This is a genomic window from Pseudomonas sp. FSL W7-0098 (assembly GCF_005930585.1).
In the GTDB taxonomy this organism is placed as follows: Bacteria; Pseudomonadota; Gammaproteobacteria; order Pseudomonadales; family Pseudomonadaceae; genus Aquipseudomonas; species Aquipseudomonas bubulae.
In genome coordinates this window covers 113,375-133,517 of the sequence record NZ_RXHW01000014.1, presented here as the reverse complement: position 1 = coordinate 133,517, position 20,143 = coordinate 113,375, and the positions used below count along the sequence as shown (strand labels likewise).

Here is a 20,143-nt window from a genome sequence, read left to right as displayed (position 1 = left end):
CTGCTATCGCGAGCAAGCCCGCTCCCACAGAGTTTCGTGGCAGGCCCCGAATTCTGGGAACACTGCAAAACCTGTGGGAGCTGGCTTGCTCGCGAGCAGGCGATGCGGTCAGTCAGTTAAACCGCGGTGCTGCTATCGCGAGCAAGCCCGCTCCCACAGCGGGGGTGCAGGTTGCCCTGCTCGACGAACGCCGCATTGCCCTTTAACCTCGCAACCCTGACCCTTATCTCATAACCAGGTGACACAGTCGCACTATCGGCTCTTGAGGATCTTGCACATGTATCACGGGGAAAAACTCAACGCCTGGACCCATCTGGTGGGTGCCGTGGCGGCAGCAATAGGCAGTATCTGGTTGTTGGTAATGGCCTGCCTGGACGGTAGCCCGCAGAAGATTGTCAGTGTAGCCATTTATGGTGTCACGCTGGTGCTGTTGTACAGCGTATCCACCGTGTACCACAGCGTGCGCGGGCGCTCCAAGGTGATCATGCAGAAGTTCGATCATCTCTCCATTTACCTGCTGATCGCCGGCAGTTACACGCCGTTTTGCCTGGTCACGCTGCACGGCCCCTGGGGCTGGTCGTTGTTTGGCATCGTGTGGGGAATGGCGGTGATCGGCATGCTGCAAGAGATCAAACCGCGCTCCGAAGCCCGCATCCTGTCCATCGTTATCTACGCGGTCATGGGCTGGATTGTACTGGTGGCCGTCAAGCCCTTGCTGGCAGCGCTGGGTACCGCAGGCTTTGTATGGCTGGCCACCGGCGGGGTGATGTACACCGTGGGGATCATCTTTTTTGCCCTCGACCACCGTCTGCGCCATGCCCACGGCATCTGGCACCTGTTTGTGATCGCCGGCAGCCTGCTGCACTTTGTGGCCATCGCCCATTATGTGATCTGACTCGGGGCTACTGAACCTCCTGCTTGGGCTTCTGGGTGTCGCTGCGGATCTGCGCGTGGCTGATCAGGGCGAAGATAAAACTGCCACCAATGATATTGCCGGCCAGGGTGGGGCCGGCAAAGATCAGCCAGAAGTCCTTCCAGGGCAACTCGCCAGCAAACACCAGATACGACACCTCGGCCGTACCGACCACGATATGGGTGAAGTCACCCAGGGCCATCAGGTAGGTGATGAGGATGATGATCCACATCTTGGCGCTTTCCATGGACGGGATCATCCACACCATGGTGGCAATCATCCAGCCCGAGATAATGCCTTTGGCGAACATCTGGCTGGCGTCGTTTTCCATGACCTTGCGGCCGATTTCCAGAAAGGCCTTGTCGGTCTGCGTGTCGAAAATCGGCAAATGCAGCATCACATAGGCCACCAGCAGGGTGCCCATCAGGTTGCCCACCAGCACCACCGCCCACAGCCGCAGCAGCCGCCCGAAATTGTTGAGTGTGGGTTTGCTCATGATCGGCAGAACGGCAGTCAGGGTGTTTTCGGTGAACAGTTGCTGGCGGGAGAGAATGACCGCCAGAAAGCCTGCGCAATAACCGAAGCTGGCGATGACCTTGAACCCGTCGCCGTCGGGCAGGCGTGAGTTGAGCAGACCCATGGCCATAAGGGACAGGCCCATGGTCAGCCCGGCGGCCAGTGCCGACCAGAACAGGGCGGCGATGCTGCGCTCCAGTTCCAGATCGCCCTGCTGGCGGATGATTTCGTGCAGCACCGCGGCGCGCGGTGGCTGGTTTTTGCTGACCTCGTGCTTTTCTTCAGCCGTCAGGTTGGGGGTTTTGCCTGAATTTTGAGTGTCCATAAGGCTCCAGAACCGAAGGCGTGTGAAGGTACGACACGCATGGACTGTAGCTGTTCACTCTTGACCTGTAGATACTCTGTTGCCGGTCAACCCTCCCTGTGGGAGCGAGCCTGCTCGCGAAAGTCGTTCGCGAGCAGGCTCGCTCCCACAGTTAAAATTCCCTTCAGACCTTCGGCAGCTGCTACGGGAGCCAGGCATCAAGCCTGGCTGTCATCCTGGAACTGGTCCTTGACGTATTTGATCTCGGTACGCCCGTGCGGCGCCGGCAGGCCGTCTTCACCCAGGTTGACGAAAACCATCTTGTCCACAGTCAGGATGCTTTTGCGGGTGATCTTGTTGCGCACTTCGCAGGTCAGGGTGATCGAGGTGCGACCAAACTCGGTGGCGGTGATGCCCAGTTCGATGATGTCGCCCTGGCGCGAGGCACTGACGAAGTTGATTTCGGAGATGTACTTGGTCACCACACGCTGGTTGCCCAGCTGGACGATGGCGTAAATCGCGGCTTCTTCGTCGATCCAGCGCAGCAGGCTGCCACCGAACAGGGTGCCGTTGGGGTTGAGGTCTTCGGGTTTAACCCATTTGCGGGTGTGAAAATTCATATTCGCTCCTGACCGTCTTGCCTTAGATGCCGACCATGATGTCAGACCACGGCACTCAGCTCTATTAAGCTTCGACTATGGTCTCGATTAGGCAAATCAAAATGCCGTGGATAAATCCTTGGGAACATCGGCGCGGATGGCTATAATGCCCCTCGCTTCAAAACGGTCATTTTTACCCGGTACCGTTCCCGCCACCTGTCCGAGGGGCGCTGCAGCAGGTTCAACCTGTCAGGCTCGGATGGGGCGTTGTTTGTTCAGAGCTCCCTGGGCAGGCACTAAACGCACAACGGCGCCCATTCGCGATTAAACGAATGGAGGCTCTTGATGAGCGCTGTAAACACGCCTGCAGGTTTTAACGACTTTAAAGTCGCCGATATGTCCCTCGCCCAATGGGGCCGCCGCGAAACCTTTATCGCCGAGTCCGAAATGCCTGCCCTGATGGGCCTGCGTCGCCGTTATGCAGCAGAACAACCGCTCAAGGGCGCGAAGATTCTGGGTTGCATCCACATGACCATCCAGACTGCCGTACTGATCGAAACCCTGGTTGCCCTGGGTGCCGAAGTGCGTTGGTCGTCGTGCAACATCTTCTCGACTCAGGATCAGGCTGCTGCCGCTATCGCTGCTGCCGGTATCCCGGTTTTCGCCTGGAAAGGCGAAACCGAAGAAGAGTACGAGTGGTGCCTGGAGCAAACCATCCTTAAAGATGGCGAGCCATGGGATGCCAACATGATCCTCGACGACGGCGGCGACCTGACCGAGCTGCTGCACAAGAAATACCCGGCCATGCTGAAAAAGATCCACGGCGTGACTGAAGAAACCACCACCGGTGTTCACCGTCTGCTGGACATGCTGGCCAAAGGCGAGCTGATGATCCCTGCGATCAACGTGAACGACTCGGTCACCAAAAGCAAAAACGACAACAAGTACGGCTGCCGTCACAGCCTGAACGATGCCATCAAGCGTGGTACTGACCACCTGCTGTCCGGCAAGCAGGCACTGGTTATCGGCTACGGTGACGTGGGCAAGGGTTCGTCCCAGTCCCTGCGTCAGGAAGGCATGATCGTTAAAGTGTCCGAAGTTGACCCGATCTGCGCCATGCAAGCCTGCATGGACGGTTTTGAAGTGGTTTCGCCGTTCATCAACGGCCAGAACGATGGCACCGCTGCCAGCATCGACGCTGCGCTGCTGGGCAAGATCGACCTGATCGTGACCACCACCGGTAACGTCAACGTGTGCGACAAGAACATGCTGGCCGCGCTGAAAAAACGCGCTGTGGTGTGCAACATCGGTCACTTCGACAACGAAATCGACACCGCTTTCATGCGCAAAAACTGGGCATGGGAAGAAGTGAAGCCACAGGTTCACAAGGTTCACCGTACTGGTCTGGGCGAATTCGACCCACAGAACGATGACTACCTGATCCTGCTGGCTGAAGGCCGTCTGGTTAACCTGGGCAACGCCACAGGTCACCCAAGCCGCATCATGGACGGTTCGTTCGCCAACCAGGTGCTGGCGCAGATCTTCCTGTTCGCCCAGAAGTACGCTGACCTGCCAGCCGAACTGCAAGCCGAGCGTCTGACCGTAGAAGTGCTGCCGAAGAAGCTGGACGAAGAAGTGGCCCTGGAAATGGTTCGTGGTTTCGGTGGCGTTGTAACGCAACTGACCAAGCAACAGGCTGACTACATCGGCGTCACCGTCGAAGGCCCGTTCAAGCCAGAAACCTACCGTTACTGATTAAAGAAAGGCGGTCAGGCTTGCACTGACCGCCTTTTTTTTGTGTGAAAGTTCAGCGTCAGGGGTTGTCCATGCCCCCTCGCGCACGCCAGGGTATTCCCATGTCTCAAGACCGTCGTTACAGCTTCGAGTTCTTCCCGACCAAGACCGATGCTGGACATGAAAAACTGATGAACACGGCTCGCCAGCTGGCGACCTACAACCCGGATTTCTTCTCCTGCACCTACGGTGCCGGTGGCTCGACCCGTGACCGCACGATCAATACCGTGCTGCAACTGGAGAGCGAAGTAAAAGTACCTGCTGCTCCGCACCTGTCGTGCGTGGGTGACAGCAAGGCCGATTTGCGCGGCCTGCTGGCCCAGTACAAGGCCGCGGGGATCAAGCGCATCGTTGCGCTGCGTGGCGACCTGCCTTCGGGCATGGGCATGGCCAGCGGCGAACTGCGCTATGCCAATGACCTGGTGAGCTTCATTCGTGAAGAAACCGGTGACCACTTCCATATCGAAGTGGCGGCTTACCCGGAAATGCACCCGCAAGCGCGCAACTTCGAAGACGATATCAACAACTTCGTGCGCAAGGCCCATGCTGGCGCTGACAGTGCCATCACCCAGTACTTCTTCAACGCCGACAGTTACTTCCGTTTTGTCGAGCGCGTACAAGCAGCGGGAGTGATGATTCCTGTGGTGCCGGGCATCATGCCGATCACCAATTACAGCAAGCTGGCGCGGTTCTCTGACGCCTGTGGCGCTGAAATCCCGCGCTGGATCCGCAAGCAACTTGAAGCCTACGGCGACGACACGCAGAGCATCCAGGCATTTGGTGAGCAGGTCATCAGCGAAATGTGCGAACGCCTGCTCGACGGCGGCGCCCCGGGGTTGCACTTCTACACCCTGAACCAGGCTGATCCGAGCCTGGCGATCTGGAACAACCTCAAGCTGCCGCGCTGATCTGCCTTTGTGGGAGCGGGCTTGCCCGCGATGGCATCGCTGCGGTCCGTCAAGGGATGCGCGTCGTATGCATCGCGAGCAAGCCCGCTCCCACATGGGTTTAAAGCCGTTGGGCAGCATGAAATCGGCGCGTCGTGATTGCTCTGTTATACTCCGGTTTTTCCGCCAGGCTTACGCCCGGCCGCTCGTCCTTGTACAAGGCATTCAACCTCCCGTTACGGCGCAGCTCTCAGCCAGCGCGAGCGGCATGAATGGGCCTTCAGGACTGGAGCAGGACCGGACGGGATTGCGTCATCTTAAACGCCATTCACGCCAGGCAAGACTATCCCTTTGGGCCAAGCCCTAACTAGAACAGGATTTCTCATGTCCTTTGCTTCCCTCGGTCTCTCCGAGGCTTTAGTCCGCGCCATTGAAGCTGCGGGCTATACCGAGCCTACTCCGGTGCAACAGCGGGCCATTCCCGCCGTGTTGCAAGGTCGCGACCTGATGGTTGCGGCACAGACAGGTACTGGTAAAACCGGTGGCTTCGCTCTTCCGATTCTGGAAAAGCTGTTTCCCAATGGCCACCCGGACAAATCCCAGCGCCACGGCCCACGCCAACCACGCGTGCTGGTCCTGACGCCTACCCGCGAACTCGCCGCCCAGGTGCATGAGAGCTTCAAGCTCTATGCCCGCGACCTGAAGTTCGTGAGCGCCTGTGTTTTTGGCGGTGTGGGCACCAACCCGCAGGTTCAGGCCCTGGCCCGTGGTGTTGACGTACTGGTTGCCTGCCCCGGTCGTTTGCTCGACCTGGCCGGTCAAGGCAGTGTTGACCTGTCCCACGTTGAAATCCTGGTACTCGACGAAGCCGACCGTATGCTCGACATGGGCTTTGTCCATGACGTGAAAAAAGTCCTCGCTCGTCTGCCGGCCAAGCGTCAAAACCTGCTGTTTTCGGCGACGTTCTCCAAGGACATCACCGATCTGGCCGGCAAGCTGCTGCGCAACCCGGAACGCATCGAAGTAACGCCACCGAACACCACGGTCGAGCGTATCGAGCAACGCGTGTTCCGTCTGCCTGCCACGCACAAGCGTGCCTTGCTGGCGCACCTGATCACCGCTGGCGCCTGGGAACAGGTTCTGGTCTTCACCCGTACCAAGCACGGTGCAAACCGCCTGGCCGAGTACCTGGACAAGCACGGCCTCAGCGCTGTGGCCATCCACGGTAACAAGAGCCAGAACGCGCGCACCAAAGCCCTGGCCGACTTCAAGGCCGGTACCGTACGCATTCTGGTAGCGACCGACATTGCCGCTCGTGGCCTGGACATCGACCAGCTGCCGCATGTGGTCAACTTCGAGCTGCCAAACGTCGACGAAGATTACGTTCACCGTATCGGCCGTACTGGCCGTGCCGGTCGTTCGGGCGAGGCGATCTCGCTGGTAGCGCCGGACGAAGAAAAACTGCTGAAAAGCATCGAGCGCATGACCAAACAGAAAATCGCCGATGGCGACCTGATGGGTTTTGACTCGAGCACGGTTGAAGCTGAAAAGCCTGAAGTACGCGAGCGTCCGGATGTGCGTAACCCGCGCAACCCGCCGCGCGGCCCGCGTGGCGACGGTCCGGGTAACCCGGGCGGTGGCGGCGGTCGTAAAGACAAGGGCAAGGAAAAGAGCAAAGAAAAGCCGGCAGCTGCTCGCAGCGAGCGTCCCGCTCGTGAGCAAAAGCCGCGCGAAGCTCAGCCTGCCCGTGAACAGCGTCAGCCAACCCCGCGTGCCGACGCCAATCGTGCGCCGGACGAGTTCCGTGATGACGATGTGGATAACTTTGGTAACCGCGCTGATTACGTCAGCCCGTACCAGAACAAGAACAACCAGAGCCGTGGCCGTCGTCCGGGGGCTCCGGCCCAGGGCGCAGGCACTGGCGCTGCGCCAGCGGGTCGTACCGGTGGCCGTCAGAACGGTCCGCGTACCGGTAGCGGTGCCAGCACTGGCACTCCGCCTGCCAAGCGCAGCGGTCCACGCAGTGGCGCTCCGCGTGACGGCCAGGCCCGTCGCGAAAACCGCCCGGCCCGTGACGATGCCCGTCAAGAGCCAGCGGTTAAAGGCCCACGCGAGAACCAGCCGAAGATCATGCACAAAGAGTCGAAAAGCGATCGCTTCCCGACGCCTGAGCAGCTCGATCAATTGCCGAACCGCCCGCGTGGCGAGAAGCCAGCGCTGCTGACGCGTAACCGCTAAAAATTGTGGGAGCGGGCTTGCTCGCGATTCAGGTACTTCGGGTTAACGGCTGCACCGAGGCAATCCAATCGCGAGCAAGCCCGCTCCTACGACAGCACACAAAAAAACGCCCCGGCTCTCACAAGCCGGGGCGTTTTTTTTAGCCGTTTAAAAGCGCTATTACTTGGCCTTTACGCCTTCCAGCGAGATATCCAGGCTCAGGGTCTGGTCCTTGCTTGGGGACTTGATGCCGAAATCCTGCAGGTTGATGGTGGTGGTCGCGTTGAAACCAGCACGTTCGCCGCCCCACGGATCCTTGCCTTCGCCGTTGAACGTTGCCTTGAAGGTTACAGGCTTGGTCACACCGTGCAGGGTCAGGTCACCTGTTACGTCAGCTGTGTTGTCGCCAGTCGGCACAACCTTGGTCGACTTGAAGGTCGCTTCCGGGTACTTGCTCACGTCCAGGAAATCTTTGCTGGCGATATGCTTGTCACGTTCGGCGTGGTTGGAAAACAGGCTGGCGGTTTTCAGGGTCACGTCAATCTTGCTGTCGGCAGGTTTGGCTGCGTCCCACGAGAACGTACCGCTCCAGTCCTTGAAAGTACCGTGAATGAAGCTGAAGCCCAGGTGGCTGACTTTCCAGTCGATGAAGGCGTGCTGGCCTTCTTTGTCGATGGTGTAGTCAGCCGCCATGGCCTGACCTGCGGTCAGCATTGCGGTTCCGAGAGCCAGCGCAGCGAGGGTCTTTTTCAACATGCGTTCTATTCCTTTTGAGTTGAGGTTGAGCATCAGGCTTTGCGCCCCAGCATACGGTTCAGGGTCGCATCACGATCGATAAAGTGGTGTTTCAAAGCAACCAGACCATGAAGCCCTGCAAAAATGACCACGGCCCATGCCAGGTAAAGATGCACAACACCCGCTACATCAGCCTGGTCAGGCAGGTTGGAAATCAGTGCAGGGACTTCAAACAGGCCGAAAACCGGAATACCCACGCCTTCAGAGGTGGAAATCAGGTAGCCGGCGATCATCACGGCAAACAAACCCAGATACAAAAAACCATGCCCGAGTTTGGCACCGATTCGTGTTGCACGGCTGTAACTGGCCAGTGCCGGTGGTGCCGGGCTGAACCAGATCCATACAACGCGTAGCAGCATTACAGCGAATAGCGTCAGACCAATGCTTTTATGCAGGTCAGGCGCCTCTTTGCGCCAAGGGCTGTAATAGTCCAGACCGACCATCCACAACCCCAGTGCGAACAACCCGAACACCGCCAACGCAACAGACCAGTGCATGAAGATGCTGACGGCACCATAGCGAGAAGAAGAGTTACGTAGCTGCATGACCAACATCCTGTAGGAACTTGGGTCTAAGACTAATGGTTTACCTATCGATTGAAAGCGCATTTTATTGCTGCAAGCTATCGATAAATACGATCTGAAGCCTGAGAGTCAAACGTTAAGCAAACGTTAACAATATTTGTGTTGCCTGTGGGTGTCCAAGGCCGTCTTTGAATACGGAGTAAACGTAATAGGTTGTTACACGCCTGCGCATTGCATAGGCTTGCACTCTTGTTTGCCCGCACACGCCGGGAGCCAGCGCCAGGAGAGTGAAAATGGGCCTGAATAACCAGTGGATGCAACGCGACCTTGCCGTGTTGTGGCATCCCTGCACCCAAATGAAAGACCATGAACAACTGCCCTTGATCCCTATCAAGCGCGGCGAAGGCGTGTGGCTGGAAGACTTTGAAGGCAAGCGCTACCTCGATGCCGTGAGTTCCTGGTGGGTCAATGTGTTTGGCCACTGCAACCCGCGAATCAACCAGCGCATCAAGGATCAGGTCGATCAGTTGGAGCACGTGATCCTTGCAGGCTTCAGCCATCAGCCGGTGATCGAACTGTCCGAGCGGCTGGTCAAGATGACACCTGAAGGCCTGACCCGTTGCTTCTATGCCGATAACGGCTCGTCGTGCATCGAAGTTGCGCTGAAGATGAGCTTTCACTACTGGCTCAACCGTGAACAGCCAGACAAAAAACGCTTCGTTACCCTGACCAACAGCTATCACGGTGAAACCATGGCCGCGATGGCCGTGGGCGATGTGCCGTTGTTCACTGAAACCTACAAGGCGTTGCTGCTCGACACCATCAAGGTGCCGAGCCCCGACTGCTACCTGCGCCCTGAAGGCGTGAGCTGGGAAGCGCATTCGCGCACGATGTTCTTGGCGATGGAGCAGACTCTCGCCGAAAATCATCAAACCGTGGCTGCGGTTATCGTCGAGCCGTTGATTCAGGGCGCGGGTGGCATGCGCATGTACCACCCGGTGTACCTCACACTGCTGCGCGAGGCCTGTGACCGTTACGGCGTGCACTTGATCCTTGATGAAATTGCCGTGGGCTTTGGCCGCACCGGCACCATGTTCGCCTGCGAACAGGCGGGTATCACGCCGGACTTCCTGTGTCTGTCCAAAGCGTTGACCGGTGGCTATTTGCCGTTGGCGGCCTGCATGACCACGGATGAGGTGTACAGCGCGTTCTACGACGATTACCCGACCCTGCGCGCCTTCCTGCATTCCCACAGCTATACGGGTAATCCGCTGGCCTGTGCCGCAGCGTTGGCGACGCTGGATATCTTCGAAGAAGACAACGTTATCGAGAACAACAAGGCCTTGGCTCAACGTATGGCCCTGTCGACTGCCCATCTGGTTGATCATCCTCATGTCTCGGAAGTGCGTCAGACCGGTATGGTGCTGGCCATTGAAATGGTTCAGGACAAGGCCAGCAAAACCGCTTACCCGTGGCAGGAGCGTCGGGGGCTTAAAGTCTTCCAGCACGCCCTGGAGCGGGGTGCGTTGTTGCGCCCACTGGGTAGCGTGGTGTATTTCTTGCCGCCTTACGTGATCACCCCCGAGCAGATCGACTTTTTGGCTGAAGTAGCCAGTGAAGGGATCGATATCGCGACCCGCAGCGACATCAGCGTGGCCGTGCCATCGAATTTTCACCCGGACTTCCGTGACCCGGGTTAAACCGGGCCGTACTGTATCTCCTGTGGGAGCGGGCCTGCTCCCACATTAGCACCCGAATTTTCAGAGAATTTAAATGAGATTGTCCCGCTTTTTTATCGACGCTCCTTTGAGCCTTGGTGAGCATGAATTGCCTGAGGCTCAGGCGCATTACATTGGCCGCGTGCTGCGTATGGCCGAGGGCGATGCCTTGCAAGTGTTCGACGGCTCGGGCCAGGAGTTTCTGGGACGCTTGCTGGAAGTCGGCAAAAAGCGCGTACGCGTGCTGCTGGACGAAACCTTCGCAGGGCAAGTTGAATCGCCGTTGGCCATTCACCTCGGTCAGGGCCTGTCCCGTGGCGAGCGTATGGACTGGGCGATTCAAAAGGCCACCGAGCTGGGCGTGCGTGAAATCACCCCGATCATGAGCGAGCGCTGCGAAGTGCGGCTCAAGGACGAACGCGCCGACAAACGTCTGGCCCACTGGCGGCAGGTGGCGATCAGCGCCTGTGAGCAATGCGGCCGTTCGCGGGTGCCCGTTATCCATCCGCCGGTGTTGCTCAGCGACTGGATCAAAACCACTGAAGCCGACCTCAAGCTGGTGCTGCACCCGGTGTCAGAACCCTTGGCCAGCCACGCGAAACCTTCGCGCCTGGCGTTTTTGATCGGCCCCGAAGGCGGCCTGACCGATAACGAAATCGACCTGGCCCAGGCCGCCGGCTACCAGCCTGCACGCCTTGGCCCACGGGTGCTGCGTACCGAAACTGCGCCGGTTGTAGCCCTGGCCGTGGCGCAGCAGTTGTGGGGTGATTTCTAAGTCAGGCCCTGCTTTTTTGCTTTTGTGGGAGCTGGCTTGCTCGCGATGGGATCGACGCGATTATCCAGACCTACCGCGGCGCCTGCATCGCGAGCAAGCCCGCTCCCACAAAGGTGTGGCCTTCAATTTCAGTCGTTTCGTACGACGTTTCGCTTTCATTCTCGTGAATCATCCGAGAAGATTCCGCTCGCTTGCGCCTGTTCAAATCGGGGAATAGTCTCGGCCCATCGCTGCAAATCAGCGGTCGGGTTTAGTAGCCTGGTAGATGAGCAAGGCGCAAGGCGCCACCTTAGTGAGGCGTTTTTTTTGGCCCCGCTTTATGGTGGCCGTGCGCAGGGCGCCCTCGGACGCGCCGGTTTCCGAGCTCACCGGTCGACTAACCTGCGTACGGCTGCCACCCGTTCGTTTTGGTGTTGTCGGTCATGCACTTGGTGGAGCTGGCCAAGGGTTATGTCGACAAGTCGCTGGATACGCTGGCAACGCACTGAAGCAGCACGCGCCTGAGTGCAGCAGGCGCGTTTTGGGGCAGCTGGTTTGAAGGTGAGGGTGTAACGGAAGACTTTTTTTGACGCCCTTACTCCACCGGATCACTCACCGGCCTGGCGATGATCTGTTTTAGCTCGGCAGTCATCGGGAACTCCAGGTTCAGGCCGTTGGGCGGGATCGGTTGTTCGAACCAGCGCTGGTAAATGCTGGTGATTTCCCCGGACTGATACAGGTCGGCCAGGGTCTTGTTCACCACCGCCAGGAACTGCGGGTCGTCCTTGCGCACCATGCAGCTGTAGATTTCACGGGATTGCTCATCCCCTACAACCACCCATTTGTGCGGATCACGAGCTTTGGCACGTTCGCCGTAGAGCAGCGCATCGTCCATATAAAACGCAACGGCGCGGCCGGTTTCGAGCATCTTGAAGGCTTCACCATGATCTTTGGCACTGATCACGTTCATGCCCATGTTGTGGTCGGCGCTGTAGCTTTTGATAAAGCGTTCGTTGGTGGTGCCTGCCGTTGTCACCACGTTTTTGTCGCGCAAATCATCAAAGCCCTTGATGCCGCTGTCCTTGGCGGTCAGCAGTTGGCCTTTGACGTAAATAAACCCATAGGAAAATGCCACCTGTTTTTGCCGTTCGGCGGTCACGCCGGTTGAGCCGCATTCCAGGTCTACGGTGCCGTTCTGCACCAGCGGGATGCGGGTTTGCGAGGTCACCAGGTTGTATTTGACCTTCAGCGGTTTGCTGCCCACTTGCTGCTGGATGCGCTCGACGATTTTATTGGCCAGCTCCACCGAATAGCCCATGGGCTTGCCGCTGTTATCGCCCACATAGGAGAACGGCACCGATGCATCGCGATAACCCAGGGTAATACTTCCCGAGTCGGCGATTTTTTTCAGTGTGCCCTGCAACGGGGCTTCGTTGGCTTGTACGGCATGGCTGATTAACAGGCCCAGCGTGCAACTGATCAAGGCAAATTTTTTCATTGTTGTTTTCCCCTCACACAGATTAATGACGAACTGCAATCACGCTGATTTCCACCAATACCTCAGGCCGTGCCAGCTCCGCCTGCAGGGTGGTGCGGGTGGGCGCCTTGCCTGCCGACAGCCAGGCTGACCACACGGCATTCATGGCCGCAAAGTCGCGCTGGATGTTTTGCAGGTAAAGGGTGGCGTTAACGATGTGGTCTTTATCGCTGTCAGCTTCGGCCAACAGGGCGTCGATCTTGCTCAACACTTCTTGCGTTTGCGCGGTAATGTCCTCGCTTTGCGTAGGCACCTGTCCCGACAGAAACACCAGGGCTTCAAACGTCGCGGCGGCGCTCAAACGGTCATTGCTGTTGATGCGTTGAATGGTCATAGGGCTTTCCTTGTGGACGGGATGGCGCACTCAGGCGGCCAGGCCTTGCATGTCAATGGAGGTTTTGCGTTGTGCAATCAGTTCGCTGAGCAAGCGCCCGCTGCCGCAGGCCAGGGTGAAGCCCAGGGCGCCGTGGCCCAGGTTGAGCCACAGGTTGCGATAACCGCTGGCACCCAGGATGGGTACGCCGCTGGGGGTTGCAGGGCGCATGCCAGCCCATTCGATGGCGGTTTGATAGTTGCCCGCATCCGGGAAAGTGCTGCTGGCCAGTTGACGCATTTGCGCCAGGCGCTTGGGGTCCGGGGCAGGGTCGAAGCCGACGATATCGACCATCGCGGCGATGCGCAGTTGCTCGCCGATACGCGCGTAGACAATTTTGCGGTCGTAGTCGGTAATGCTCACTTGTGGTGCCTTTTGCGGGTCGGTCAGGGCCAGCGTAAGGCTGTAACCCTTGAGCGGGTACAACGGCAGGTGTAGCCCCGGCAGGCGCAGGGCCGGGCTGTTGTGCCCGGCGGCGAGCACCAGTTGGTCCACGGCCAGAACCTCGTCGCCCATTTCCACTGCCTGTACCGCCCCGTTGGCGTGGCGAAGCCGGGTGACGGTCTTGCCCAGCATAAAGGTGCAACGGCCACTGGCCTGCAAGCGGGCGGCCAGTTGCTGACAGAATCCGTGGCAATCCCCGACCTCTTCGCTGGGGGTATAAATACCGCCGACGAATGCCGAGCCTTGCAGCCCGGGTTCCAGGCTGGCGCACTCGCCGGCAGTCAGTGCTTGTTGAAATGAGCTGTGGATAACTTTTTTCCGGGCCTTTTCAAAGTTGCCGCGCTCACGGAACGCCACCAGCTTGCCGTTGCGCTGCCAGGCGAAGCCGTCGAGCTGATCTTCTTCGCGCCACTGCTGCAGCGTGGCCTGGCTGAGCAATGCCAGGCGCAGCAAATGCGCGCCATTGCGCTGGTTCACCGAGCCACGGCAGGCAGCCACAAACGAGGCCAGCCAGCGCCATTGGGCCGGGTCCATGCGCGGGCGCAGCTTGAGGGGCGAGTCGCCGCGCAACATCCAGCCCATCGCTTGCCACGGCACGCCGGCATCGGCCAGCGGTGCTACATAGCGGTAGGAGAGCTGGCCACCATTGGCAAAGCTGGTCTGGCTGCCCAAAGTCGGGCGGGCCTCGATCACCGTCACTTCAAAGCCGTCGCGCACCAGGGCATACGCTGTAGCCAGCCCGATTACGCCCCCGCCGATGATGCAAACTCGCTGTGCCATGTCAGTCCTCACCCTTGCTGTTCGGGCTTCAGATTAGGGGCAGGTGACAGGCGGCGAACAATGAATAAAGATGGTCATCCCATAAACAAAGGTTATGGACTACTGCCATGCGCTTGCGTCATATCGAAGTGTTTCAGGCGATTCGCCAAACCGGTTCTGTCAGTGCGGCGGCGCAGTTGCTGCATGTGTCGCAGCCTGCGGTGAGCAAGGTGCTGCAACACGCTGAGCAGCGGCTGGGGTTCCCGTTGTTTCTGCGGGTACGCGGCAAATTGCAGCCCACCCCGGAAGCGCTATTGCTCGAGCGCGAAGTCGACAAGGTGACCGAGAGCCTGCAAGGGGTGCAGCGTCTGGCGCAAAGCCTGCGGCGTACGCCGGGGCATCGTTTGCGCATTGGCAGTACGCCAGCCTTGGCATTGGCGCTACTGCCGCCCGTGATCAGCGAGTGGAAGCACCGATATCCGGACATCAACTGTGAACTGGTCAGTGCTCATACACGTGAATTGATCCAGAACCTGTTGATGCGCGAACTGGACGTAGCCCTGACCTTCAAACTGCCCGACCACCCGGGCCTCAAGGCCCAGGCGTTGGCCCACGGCGTATTGGTGGCACTGGCTCCGCGGGGGTTCTGGCCTGATGCAAGTGAAGGTGTGCCACTGGCGCTGGATGAACTGGCGGATGCGCCTTTGATCGGCCTGAGCAGTGCCGATCCGTTGTTTGCACGGCTGGACAGCTACCTGCAATCGGTTGAGCCGCCGCCACGTATCAGCATTGCGGTACAAACCTATTCACTGGCGCGGGCGATGGTGGAGGCGGGGGCCGGGTTGGCGGTGATCGATCCGTTTACGGCGCTGGGAGCGTCGCGGGCGAGTACCGTGATCCGGCCTCTGAGCCCCGCACTACCGATTACGCTGTATGCGCTGACCCGGGCCGATGAGGCCCCGGTACATACGCTGGAAGGGTTGCTGCAACTGTTCGCAGAGCGTGCCAGCGAACAGTTGCAGCGGTTGGCGGGTTGATAACGCGATTTAACAGTGTGGGAGCGGGCTTGCTCGCGATAATGGCCGCGCGATTTGTCTGAGTGACCACGGCGCTACCATCGCGAGCAAGCCCGCTCCCACAGGGTGGGGGTTACTTCGGCAAGGCGTACACCACCACCTGATCACCTACCTGATCTTTCAAGATCGAGTTGCCCCCCGCTACAAACGCCACATACTGACGGCCCTTGTATTCATAGATCGCGGGGTTGGCCACGGCAGGGGCCATGACGATGTCCGACCACAATTCCTTGCCGTCATCCAGGGAGTAGGCGCGCACCTTGGCATCCATCGAGGCACCGATAAACACCACGCCACCGGCCGTTACTGCCGGGCCACCAATGGTCGGTGAGCCCATGCTTTCAGGCATGTACCAGCCCCATTGCTGCACGGCACCCATCGGCCGGCGCCATTTCACGTCACCGGTGTTCATGTTGATTGCCACGATTTCACCGAAAGGCGGTGCCCAGCACGGCATGCCTGCCCAGTTTTGCGCGTTCAGCAAACTCATGCCGTAAGGCGCGCCGATCTGTGGGTAGAAGCCGTTTTCGTTGCCGGAGTCTTTAGGCTGTTTGTCGTAGGAAGCGCGATCCCACAGCTTGATCATCTGCACGATGTGCGAGGTGTTCACAATGGCCACCTGGCTCACCGGGTCAAACGCTACACCGCCCCATTGCACGCCACCGGCGCTGTCCGGGTAAGCCAGGACGCCGTTGCCTTTGGTCGAAGGCGGTGAGTACATGCCGTTGTATTCCAGGCCGTCCCACATTTTGCTGCACTGGCCGAAACCGACGATATCGGCGATTTTCCAGATGGCTGGTTTTTTCGACTGATCCAGCAGCGGCGCAGGTTTGGTCGGGAACGGTTGGGTCGGTGAGTAGACTTCGCCGTCGGCGTCGCCTTTGGGCACCGGGCGCTCTTCGATCGGCCACACGTCTTCACCGGTACGGCGGTCAACAGTGAACAGGAAACCCATCTTGGTCGCTTGTACCAGCGCGGCGACAGGCTTGCCGTCGACGGTGATATCCATCAGCGTGGGCGCCGAGTTGATGTCGTAGTCCCACAAGTCATGGTGAACCCACTGACGAGACCAGACGACCTTGCCGGTATTGATATCCAGCGCAGTGGTGGAGGTGCCCAGAGGAATCGGTTTGGTCCGGTTGCCGCCCCAGTAGTTGGGTGACGGTGAGGACACGGGGATGTACAGCAAGCCCAGAGCCGGGTCATAAGACATCGCGGTCCAGATGTTGGCGGTACCGGTTTTGCCAGCTTCTTCATCCGGGATCGGCTTGAATTCCCATTCCAGCTCACCGGTGCGGGCATTGAGGGCAAACAGCGAGCCCGGTGATTCAACTTCGTATTCCCAGTCTTTGCCGGCCCAGCCCACGATCAGCTTGTCGCCAATAACGGTGGGGGGTTGCAGCTGGGAAAGTGGCCACTTGGCGTTGACCTTGTTCCACTGGTTGACGTCCACCACGCCATTTTTACCGAAGCCTTCGCAGGGTTTGCCGGTATCGGCATCCACCGCGTACAGCTGTGCGGTCATATTGCCCAGGTACACGACCTTCTGGCAGGCCACGCCGGCTTGCGGGTTTTTTTCCTGCCAGTAGGCCACACCGCGTGATTTAAGCGCGGGCTGGGTTTCGGCCACCAGGGGCGATTTGGTGTCGTAGGTCCACTTCTCTTTGCCGGTCTCGGGCTCAAGGGCGATGATCCGGTAGAACGGCGTGCCGACGTAGAGTGTGTCATTGGCGAAAATGGGCGTGGCGGACCACACCGACGGCGGAATTTTGCCGGTGCCGGTGGACATGTCGCCGGTGAAGTACTGCCAGACTTTGGTCAGTTTACCGACGTTGTCCTTGTTGATCTGGGTGAGGGGCGAGTACTTCTGCGAGCTGAGCTGGCCGTGGAAGCTGTCCCATTCCTTGCCGCTGGGGATCGGGATTCTGGCGTCTTCGGCAGAGATGCTCGACGGTGCCAGCAACGGTGGCGGTACGGTGTAGGTGTCCTGGGCGTAAGCGTTGGATACCCCGGCGAGCAGGCACAGCGCCGGTGCTGTCAAAATGTGCTTCTTGATCCCGTTCATATCGCGCTCCTTGCTGGCTTGGGGCCAAAGGTTTCAATGACAACACCCACGGCGTAGACCAGCAGGGCAATCACTGTCCACCAACCATGCAGCAGGCTGGCGGCAAAAATGGTGCCTATCGCACCGGCCCAGCCCAGAAACAGGACGAAGTTGCGCAAGCCTCCTGCCCCGGTCTTGAGCAGCAGTACGCCCAGGACAAACAGCACCAGTTCGGCAAACATAGTGGTCATTGCCCCGCCGGAACCCGTCACACCGGACAATGGCATAAAGAACCGCCCTGCCGTAATGGCCAGGGCAGCCAGAGCCGCGATGATCATGATATGGGCACCCAGTTGGCGCCTGGGCGGTGCGTAGGCTGCAGAAGTACTCATCCCTTTCTCCTTAGCGATTCATGCCCGAGGGCATCACGGAAAGTGAGTGTAGCCAAGGCGGAGGAAATCGCCGGGAGGATGCAAGCGGCAGCAATCTTTGTGGGAGCGGGCTTGCTCGCGATACAGGCGGCTCGGTCTCTTTGACAGACCGAGTAGATGCCATCGCGGGCAAGCCCGCTCCCACAGGAAATGTGAGTGTCAGTGCGCCTGCTCAGCCTCCACCGGCGCATCCTTGGTCACATGCTTGACCAGTTTGCCGATGGTCAGGCCCTGGAACAGGATCGAGGACAGCACCACGATATAAGTGATACTCAGGATCAGGTCGCGCTCCGGGCCCAGCGGCAAGGCCAGGGCCAGCGCCACCGAAACACCACCGCGCAAGCCGCCCCAGGTGAGGATACGGATAGTGCCGCGCGGCACGGTGCGCCAGCGGCGCAGCAAGACAATGGCCGGGGCCACAGTCAGCAGGCGCGACAGCAAAATGGCCACGGCCAAACCACTGGCAGCCAGCAGATGCAGCCACGAGAACGGCAGCAGCAAGAGTTCCATGCCGATCAGCGCAAACAGCAGCGCATTGAGCATGTCATCCAGCAGCTCCCAAAAACCGTCCATGTAGCGACGGGTCATCTCGTTCATGGCCTTGTTGCGGCCCAGGTTGCCGATGATCAAACCGGCGACCACCATCGCAATCGGCGCCGATACATGCAGCTCACTGGCCATGGCCGAGCCGCCAATCACCAGGGCCAGGGTCAGCATCACTTCGATCTGGTATTGCTCGATGCTCTTGATCATGCGGTACACCAGGTAACCGATCAGGCCGCCGAACACCACGCCGCCAATGGCTTCGTGGGCGAACAGCATGGCCGTGGCGCTCAGGCTAGGTGTTTCGCCCAGTTGCACGATGCCCAACAGCACGGTGAACACCACAACGGCGGTGCCGTCATTGAACAGCGACTCACCGACGATGGTGGTTTTCAGTGGCTTGGAGGCATTGGCCGTACGCAGCACGCCGAGCACGGCAATCGGATCGGTGGGGGAGATCAGTGCACCAAACAGCAGGCAGTACAGGAAGCTGATATGCCAGCCGAACAGGCCGAAAATCCAGTACGCCAGGCTGCCGATCACCGTAGTGGCAATCAATACGCCGACCGTGGCCAGTAAACCAATGGGCCAGCGATAGCTGCGCACGTCGTTGAAATTCACATGCAGGGCGCCGGCAAATAGCAGGAACGACAGCATCCAGTTCATCAGCAGGTCGCCGAAGTCGATCTGGCCGATCAGCTCTTGCACGCGCTCTTCCAGCCCGGGGTAACCGAGAAAGCTCAAGCCTTGCAACAGCAGGGAAAACATCAGGGCGGTGACCATCACGCCAATCGTCGGCGGCAGGCCGATAAAGCGGAAGTTCACATAAGTCAGTAGTGAGGTCAGGCAGATAAACGCAGCAACAAGCTCAAGCATCCGGGATCCTGTGGTGGCGAGAGTGAATGGAAATCCGATGGGTTCGGGTCATGTTTGGATGCAAAAACGGGCGTCAGGGGCACATCCCGGAGGTGTGGCAAACGGACGCGAAGTGCGAGGTCATTGACCACAGTGCTGCACTGAGGTTGCATGGTGGCGCTTGCGGCAGTCGCAGGTTGATAACAATAAGGAGTCTGCGGTGCTGGCAACGGTGTTGGTGTTGGTCGCGGCGGTATTGCACGCGATCTGGAACACCCTGATCAAGTTCAGCGGTGAGCGCTTGCTGGTGATCGCCTGCATGGACACGGTGGCGCTGGTGGTGGTGGCGGCGCTGGTGGGGTTTGCGCAATGGCCACCGGCGGATATCTGGCCGTGGATCCTGGCGTCGGTATTTTTCGAGCTGGTGTACCGGGTGCTGCTGATCCGCGCGTATCGGGTGGGGGATCTGGGTCTGGTGTACCCGCTGATGCGCGGGCTGTCGCCATTGGTGGTGCTGGCGCTGACCCTGACCTTTGCCGGAGAAGTGCTGACCGGGCAGCAGATTATCGGTATTTTGCTGATCCCGTGCGGCATGGCCTGCCTGTTGTGGCAGGGCGGTGGCGGTGATCGCCTGCCCTGGTCGATGCTGCCGGTCGTGGCGCTGATCGGCCTGTGCATTGGTTGCTATACCTTCCTGGATGGCCAGGCTATCCGCCGCTGGTCGCACCCGCTGGATTACCTGGTTTGGGTCACGCTGCTCAGCGCCTGGCCGTTTCCGTTGCTGGCGGTTACCCGCAAGCGTGCCGCGTTTGCGCTGTTCTGGCGTACACAATGGCGATTGGGCGTGGCGGTGGGGGTTTGCGTGCTGGCCAGCTATGCGCTGGTGCTGTGGGCCATGCAACTGGGCTCGATTGCCGAGGCGGCGGCGCTGCGTGAAGTCAGTGTGATTCTGGTGGTGCTGTTCGGTATGCGTTACCTCAAAGAACCTTTCGGCGGACCGAGGCTCTTAGCCTGTGGGCTGGTGCTGATCGGCATGCTCGTGATGAAACTCTAAAAAGGA

19 protein-coding genes and 1 riboswitch are annotated in these 20,143 nt (G+C 59.3%); of the genes, 9 read left to right on the top strand and 10 right to left on the bottom strand.

Translation table 11 applies throughout. From position 1 onward, the window contains the following. Both FHL07_RS23870 and trhA read left to right on the top strand, forming a co-directional pair. Positions 1-206, top strand: a 206-nt coding sequence (locus FHL07_RS23870) for a hypothetical protein (RefSeq protein WP_238705573.1), incomplete at its 5' end; no start/stop codon positions are given. Positions 207-277: 71 nt separating this feature from the next. Next, positions 278-895 (top strand): PAQR family membrane homeostasis protein TrhA, encoded by a 618-nt coding sequence (gene trhA / locus FHL07_RS22065; protein WP_094999870.1) that lies wholly within the window; start codon positions 278-280, stop codon positions 893-895. Positions 896-902: 7 nt separating this feature from the next. Here trhA and FHL07_RS22060 read toward each other — a convergent pair whose 3' ends face one another. Both FHL07_RS22060 and FHL07_RS22055 read right to left on the bottom strand, forming a co-directional pair. Next, the gene (locus FHL07_RS22060) at positions 903-1,754 is read right to left on the bottom strand and encodes a formate/nitrite transporter family protein (RefSeq protein WP_094999871.1); all 852 of its coding nucleotides are present in this window, start codon (positions 1,752-1,754) and stop codon (positions 903-905) included. A 197-nt stretch (positions 1,755-1,951) separates the two neighbouring features. Beyond that, a complete protein-coding gene (locus FHL07_RS22055) occupies positions 1,952-2,353 on the bottom strand; it encodes an acyl-CoA thioesterase (RefSeq protein ID WP_016782518.1) in 402 nt (133 codons plus the stop codon). A gap of 195 nt (positions 2,354-2,548) precedes the next feature. Continuing rightward, positions 2,549-2,655, top strand: a riboswitch (S-adenosyl-L-homocysteine riboswitch). A 22-nt stretch (positions 2,656-2,677) separates the two neighbouring features. Here FHL07_RS22055 and ahcY point away from each other — a divergent pair. The 3 genes from ahcY (at position 2,678) to FHL07_RS22040 (ending at position 7,251) form a co-directional block, all read left to right on the top strand. Next, on the top strand, positions 2,678-4,087 hold the full coding sequence (gene ahcY / locus FHL07_RS22050; protein WP_088378781.1) for an adenosylhomocysteinase: 1,410 nt from the start codon (positions 2,678-2,680) through the stop codon (positions 4,085-4,087). Positions 4,088-4,188: 101 nt separating this feature from the next. Then, positions 4,189-5,034, top strand: a complete 846-nt coding sequence (gene metF, locus FHL07_RS22045; protein WP_094999872.1) for a methylenetetrahydrofolate reductase [NAD(P)H] — start codon at positions 4,189-4,191, stop codon at positions 5,032-5,034. Positions 5,035-5,397: 363 nt separating this feature from the next. Further along, the gene (locus FHL07_RS22040; protein ID WP_094999873.1) at positions 5,398-7,251 is read left to right on the top strand and encodes a DEAD/DEAH box helicase; all 1,854 of its coding nucleotides are present in this window, start codon (positions 5,398-5,400) and stop codon (positions 7,249-7,251) included. Between the two features lie 159 nt (positions 7,252-7,410). Here the strand turns inward: FHL07_RS22040 and FHL07_RS22035 are convergent, their stop codons facing one another. Both FHL07_RS22035 and FHL07_RS22030 read right to left on the bottom strand, forming a co-directional pair. Beyond that, complete coding sequence (locus FHL07_RS22035) at positions 7,411-7,986, bottom strand: YceI family protein (protein WP_094999874.1); 576 nt, start codon at positions 7,984-7,986, stop codon at positions 7,411-7,413. Positions 7,987-8,018: 32 nt separating this feature from the next. Further along, a complete protein-coding gene (locus FHL07_RS22030) occupies positions 8,019-8,570 on the bottom strand; it encodes a cytochrome b (RefSeq protein ID WP_094999875.1) in 552 nt (183 codons plus the stop codon). Between the two features lie 272 nt (positions 8,571-8,842). Between FHL07_RS22030 and FHL07_RS22025 the strand changes: the two genes are divergently transcribed. Both FHL07_RS22025 and FHL07_RS22020 read left to right on the top strand, forming a co-directional pair. After that, entirely contained in the window at positions 8,843-10,249 is a 1,407-nt protein-coding gene (locus FHL07_RS22025; RefSeq protein WP_138738912.1) for an adenosylmethionine--8-amino-7-oxononanoate transaminase, read from the top strand. 73 nt (positions 10,250-10,322) lie between these two features. Continuing rightward, a complete protein-coding gene (locus tag FHL07_RS22020) occupies positions 10,323-11,042 on the top strand; it encodes a 16S rRNA (uracil(1498)-N(3))-methyltransferase (RefSeq protein WP_095031819.1) in 720 nt (239 codons plus the stop codon). A 574-nt stretch (positions 11,043-11,616) separates the two neighbouring features. Here FHL07_RS22020 and FHL07_RS22005 read toward each other — a convergent pair. From FHL07_RS22005 to FHL07_RS21995, 3 genes are read right to left on the bottom strand one after another with little or no spacing between them, the layout of a single operon-like run. After that, on the bottom strand, positions 11,617-12,519 hold the full coding sequence (locus tag FHL07_RS22005) for a transporter substrate-binding domain-containing protein (protein ID WP_095023234.1): 903 nt from the start codon (positions 12,517-12,519) through the stop codon (positions 11,617-11,619). Between the two features lie 22 nt (positions 12,520-12,541). Then, positions 12,542-12,892, bottom strand: coding sequence for a RidA family protein (locus FHL07_RS22000; protein ID WP_138738911.1), 351 nt, complete (start codon positions 12,890-12,892; stop codon positions 12,542-12,544). Between the two features lie 30 nt (positions 12,893-12,922). Beyond that, positions 12,923-14,155 carry a D-amino acid dehydrogenase gene (locus FHL07_RS21995; protein WP_094999880.1) on the bottom strand — a complete coding sequence of 411 codons (1,233 nt, stop codon included), beginning with the start codon at positions 14,153-14,155 and terminating at the stop codon, positions 12,923-12,925. Between the two features lie 107 nt (positions 14,156-14,262). Here FHL07_RS21995 and FHL07_RS21990 point away from each other — a divergent pair, with 107 nt between their 5' ends. Continuing rightward, positions 14,263-15,171, top strand: coding sequence for a LysR family transcriptional regulator (locus tag FHL07_RS21990; protein WP_095025296.1), 909 nt, complete (start codon positions 14,263-14,265; stop codon positions 15,169-15,171). A 112-nt stretch (positions 15,172-15,283) separates the two neighbouring features. Here FHL07_RS21990 and FHL07_RS21980 read toward each other — a convergent pair whose 3' ends face one another. From FHL07_RS21980 to FHL07_RS21970, 3 genes are all read right to left on the bottom strand, one after another. Further along, positions 15,284-17,275, bottom strand: a complete 1,992-nt coding sequence (locus tag FHL07_RS21980) for a pyrroloquinoline quinone-dependent dehydrogenase (protein ID WP_095019474.1) — start codon at positions 17,273-17,275, stop codon at positions 15,284-15,286. Then, complete coding sequence (locus FHL07_RS21975) at positions 17,272-17,646, bottom strand: hypothetical protein (protein WP_094999883.1); 375 nt, start codon at positions 17,644-17,646, stop codon at positions 17,272-17,274. The genes FHL07_RS21980 and FHL07_RS21975 overlap by 4 nt, the downstream gene beginning before the upstream one ends. Positions 17,647-17,844: 198 nt before the next feature. Further along, the gene (locus FHL07_RS21970) at positions 17,845-19,104 is read right to left on the bottom strand and encodes a cation:proton antiporter (RefSeq protein WP_083369739.1); all 1,260 of its coding nucleotides are present in this window, start codon (positions 19,102-19,104) and stop codon (positions 17,845-17,847) included. A 199-nt stretch (positions 19,105-19,303) separates the two neighbouring features. Here FHL07_RS21970 and FHL07_RS21965 point away from each other — a divergent pair, with 199 nt between their 5' ends. Continuing rightward, positions 19,304-20,137 (top strand): DMT family transporter, encoded by an 834-nt coding sequence (locus FHL07_RS21965; protein WP_094999884.1) that lies wholly within the window; start codon positions 19,304-19,306, stop codon positions 20,135-20,137. Positions 20,138-20,143 lie beyond the last annotated feature (6 nt).

Coding starts and splice junctions, on each gene's coding strand:
- FHL07_RS22035 (WP_094999874.1), bottom strand. CDS start 7,986: ATGTTGAAAAAGACCCTCGCTGCGCTGGCTCTCGGAACCGCAATGCTG.
- trhA (WP_094999870.1), top strand. CDS start 278: ATGTATCACGGGGAAAAACTCAACGCCTGGACCCATCTGGTGGGTGCC.
- FHL07_RS22025 (WP_138738912.1), top strand. CDS start 8,843: ATGGGCCTGAATAACCAGTGGATGCAACGCGACCTTGCCGTGTTGTGG.
- FHL07_RS22005 (WP_095023234.1), bottom strand. CDS start 12,519: ATGAAAAAATTTGCCTTGATCAGTTGCACGCTGGGCCTGTTAATCAGC.
- FHL07_RS21970 (WP_083369739.1), bottom strand. CDS start 19,104: ATGCTTGAGCTTGTTGCTGCGTTTATCTGCCTGACCTCACTACTGACT.
- ahcY (WP_088378781.1), top strand. CDS start 2,678: ATGAGCGCTGTAAACACGCCTGCAGGTTTTAACGACTTTAAAGTCGCC.
- FHL07_RS22030 (WP_094999875.1), bottom strand. CDS start 8,570: ATGCAGCTACGTAACTCTTCTTCTCGCTATGGTGCCGTCAGCATCTTC.
- FHL07_RS22040 (WP_094999873.1), top strand. CDS start 5,398: ATGTCCTTTGCTTCCCTCGGTCTCTCCGAGGCTTTAGTCCGCGCCATT.
- FHL07_RS21990 (WP_095025296.1), top strand. CDS start 14,263: ATGCGCTTGCGTCATATCGAAGTGTTTCAGGCGATTCGCCAAACCGGT.
- FHL07_RS22055 (WP_016782518.1), bottom strand. CDS start 2,353: ATGAATTTTCACACCCGCAAATGGGTTAAACCCGAAGACCTCAACCCC.
- FHL07_RS21975 (WP_094999883.1), bottom strand. CDS start 17,646: ATGAGTACTTCTGCAGCCTACGCACCGCCCAGGCGCCAACTGGGTGCC.
- FHL07_RS22000 (WP_138738911.1), bottom strand. CDS start 12,892: ATGACCATTCAACGCATCAACAGCAATGACCGTTTGAGCGCCGCCGCG.
- FHL07_RS22060 (WP_094999871.1), bottom strand. CDS start 1,754: ATGGACACTCAAAATTCAGGCAAAACCCCCAACCTGACGGCTGAAGAA.
- metF (WP_094999872.1), top strand. CDS start 4,189: ATGTCTCAAGACCGTCGTTACAGCTTCGAGTTCTTCCCGACCAAGACC.
- FHL07_RS21995 (WP_094999880.1), bottom strand. CDS start 14,155: ATGGCACAGCGAGTTTGCATCATCGGCGGGGGCGTAATCGGGCTGGCT.
- FHL07_RS21980 (WP_095019474.1), bottom strand. CDS start 17,275: ATGAACGGGATCAAGAAGCACATTTTGACAGCACCGGCGCTGTGCCTG.
- FHL07_RS22020 (WP_095031819.1), top strand. CDS start 10,323: ATGAGATTGTCCCGCTTTTTTATCGACGCTCCTTTGAGCCTTGGTGAG.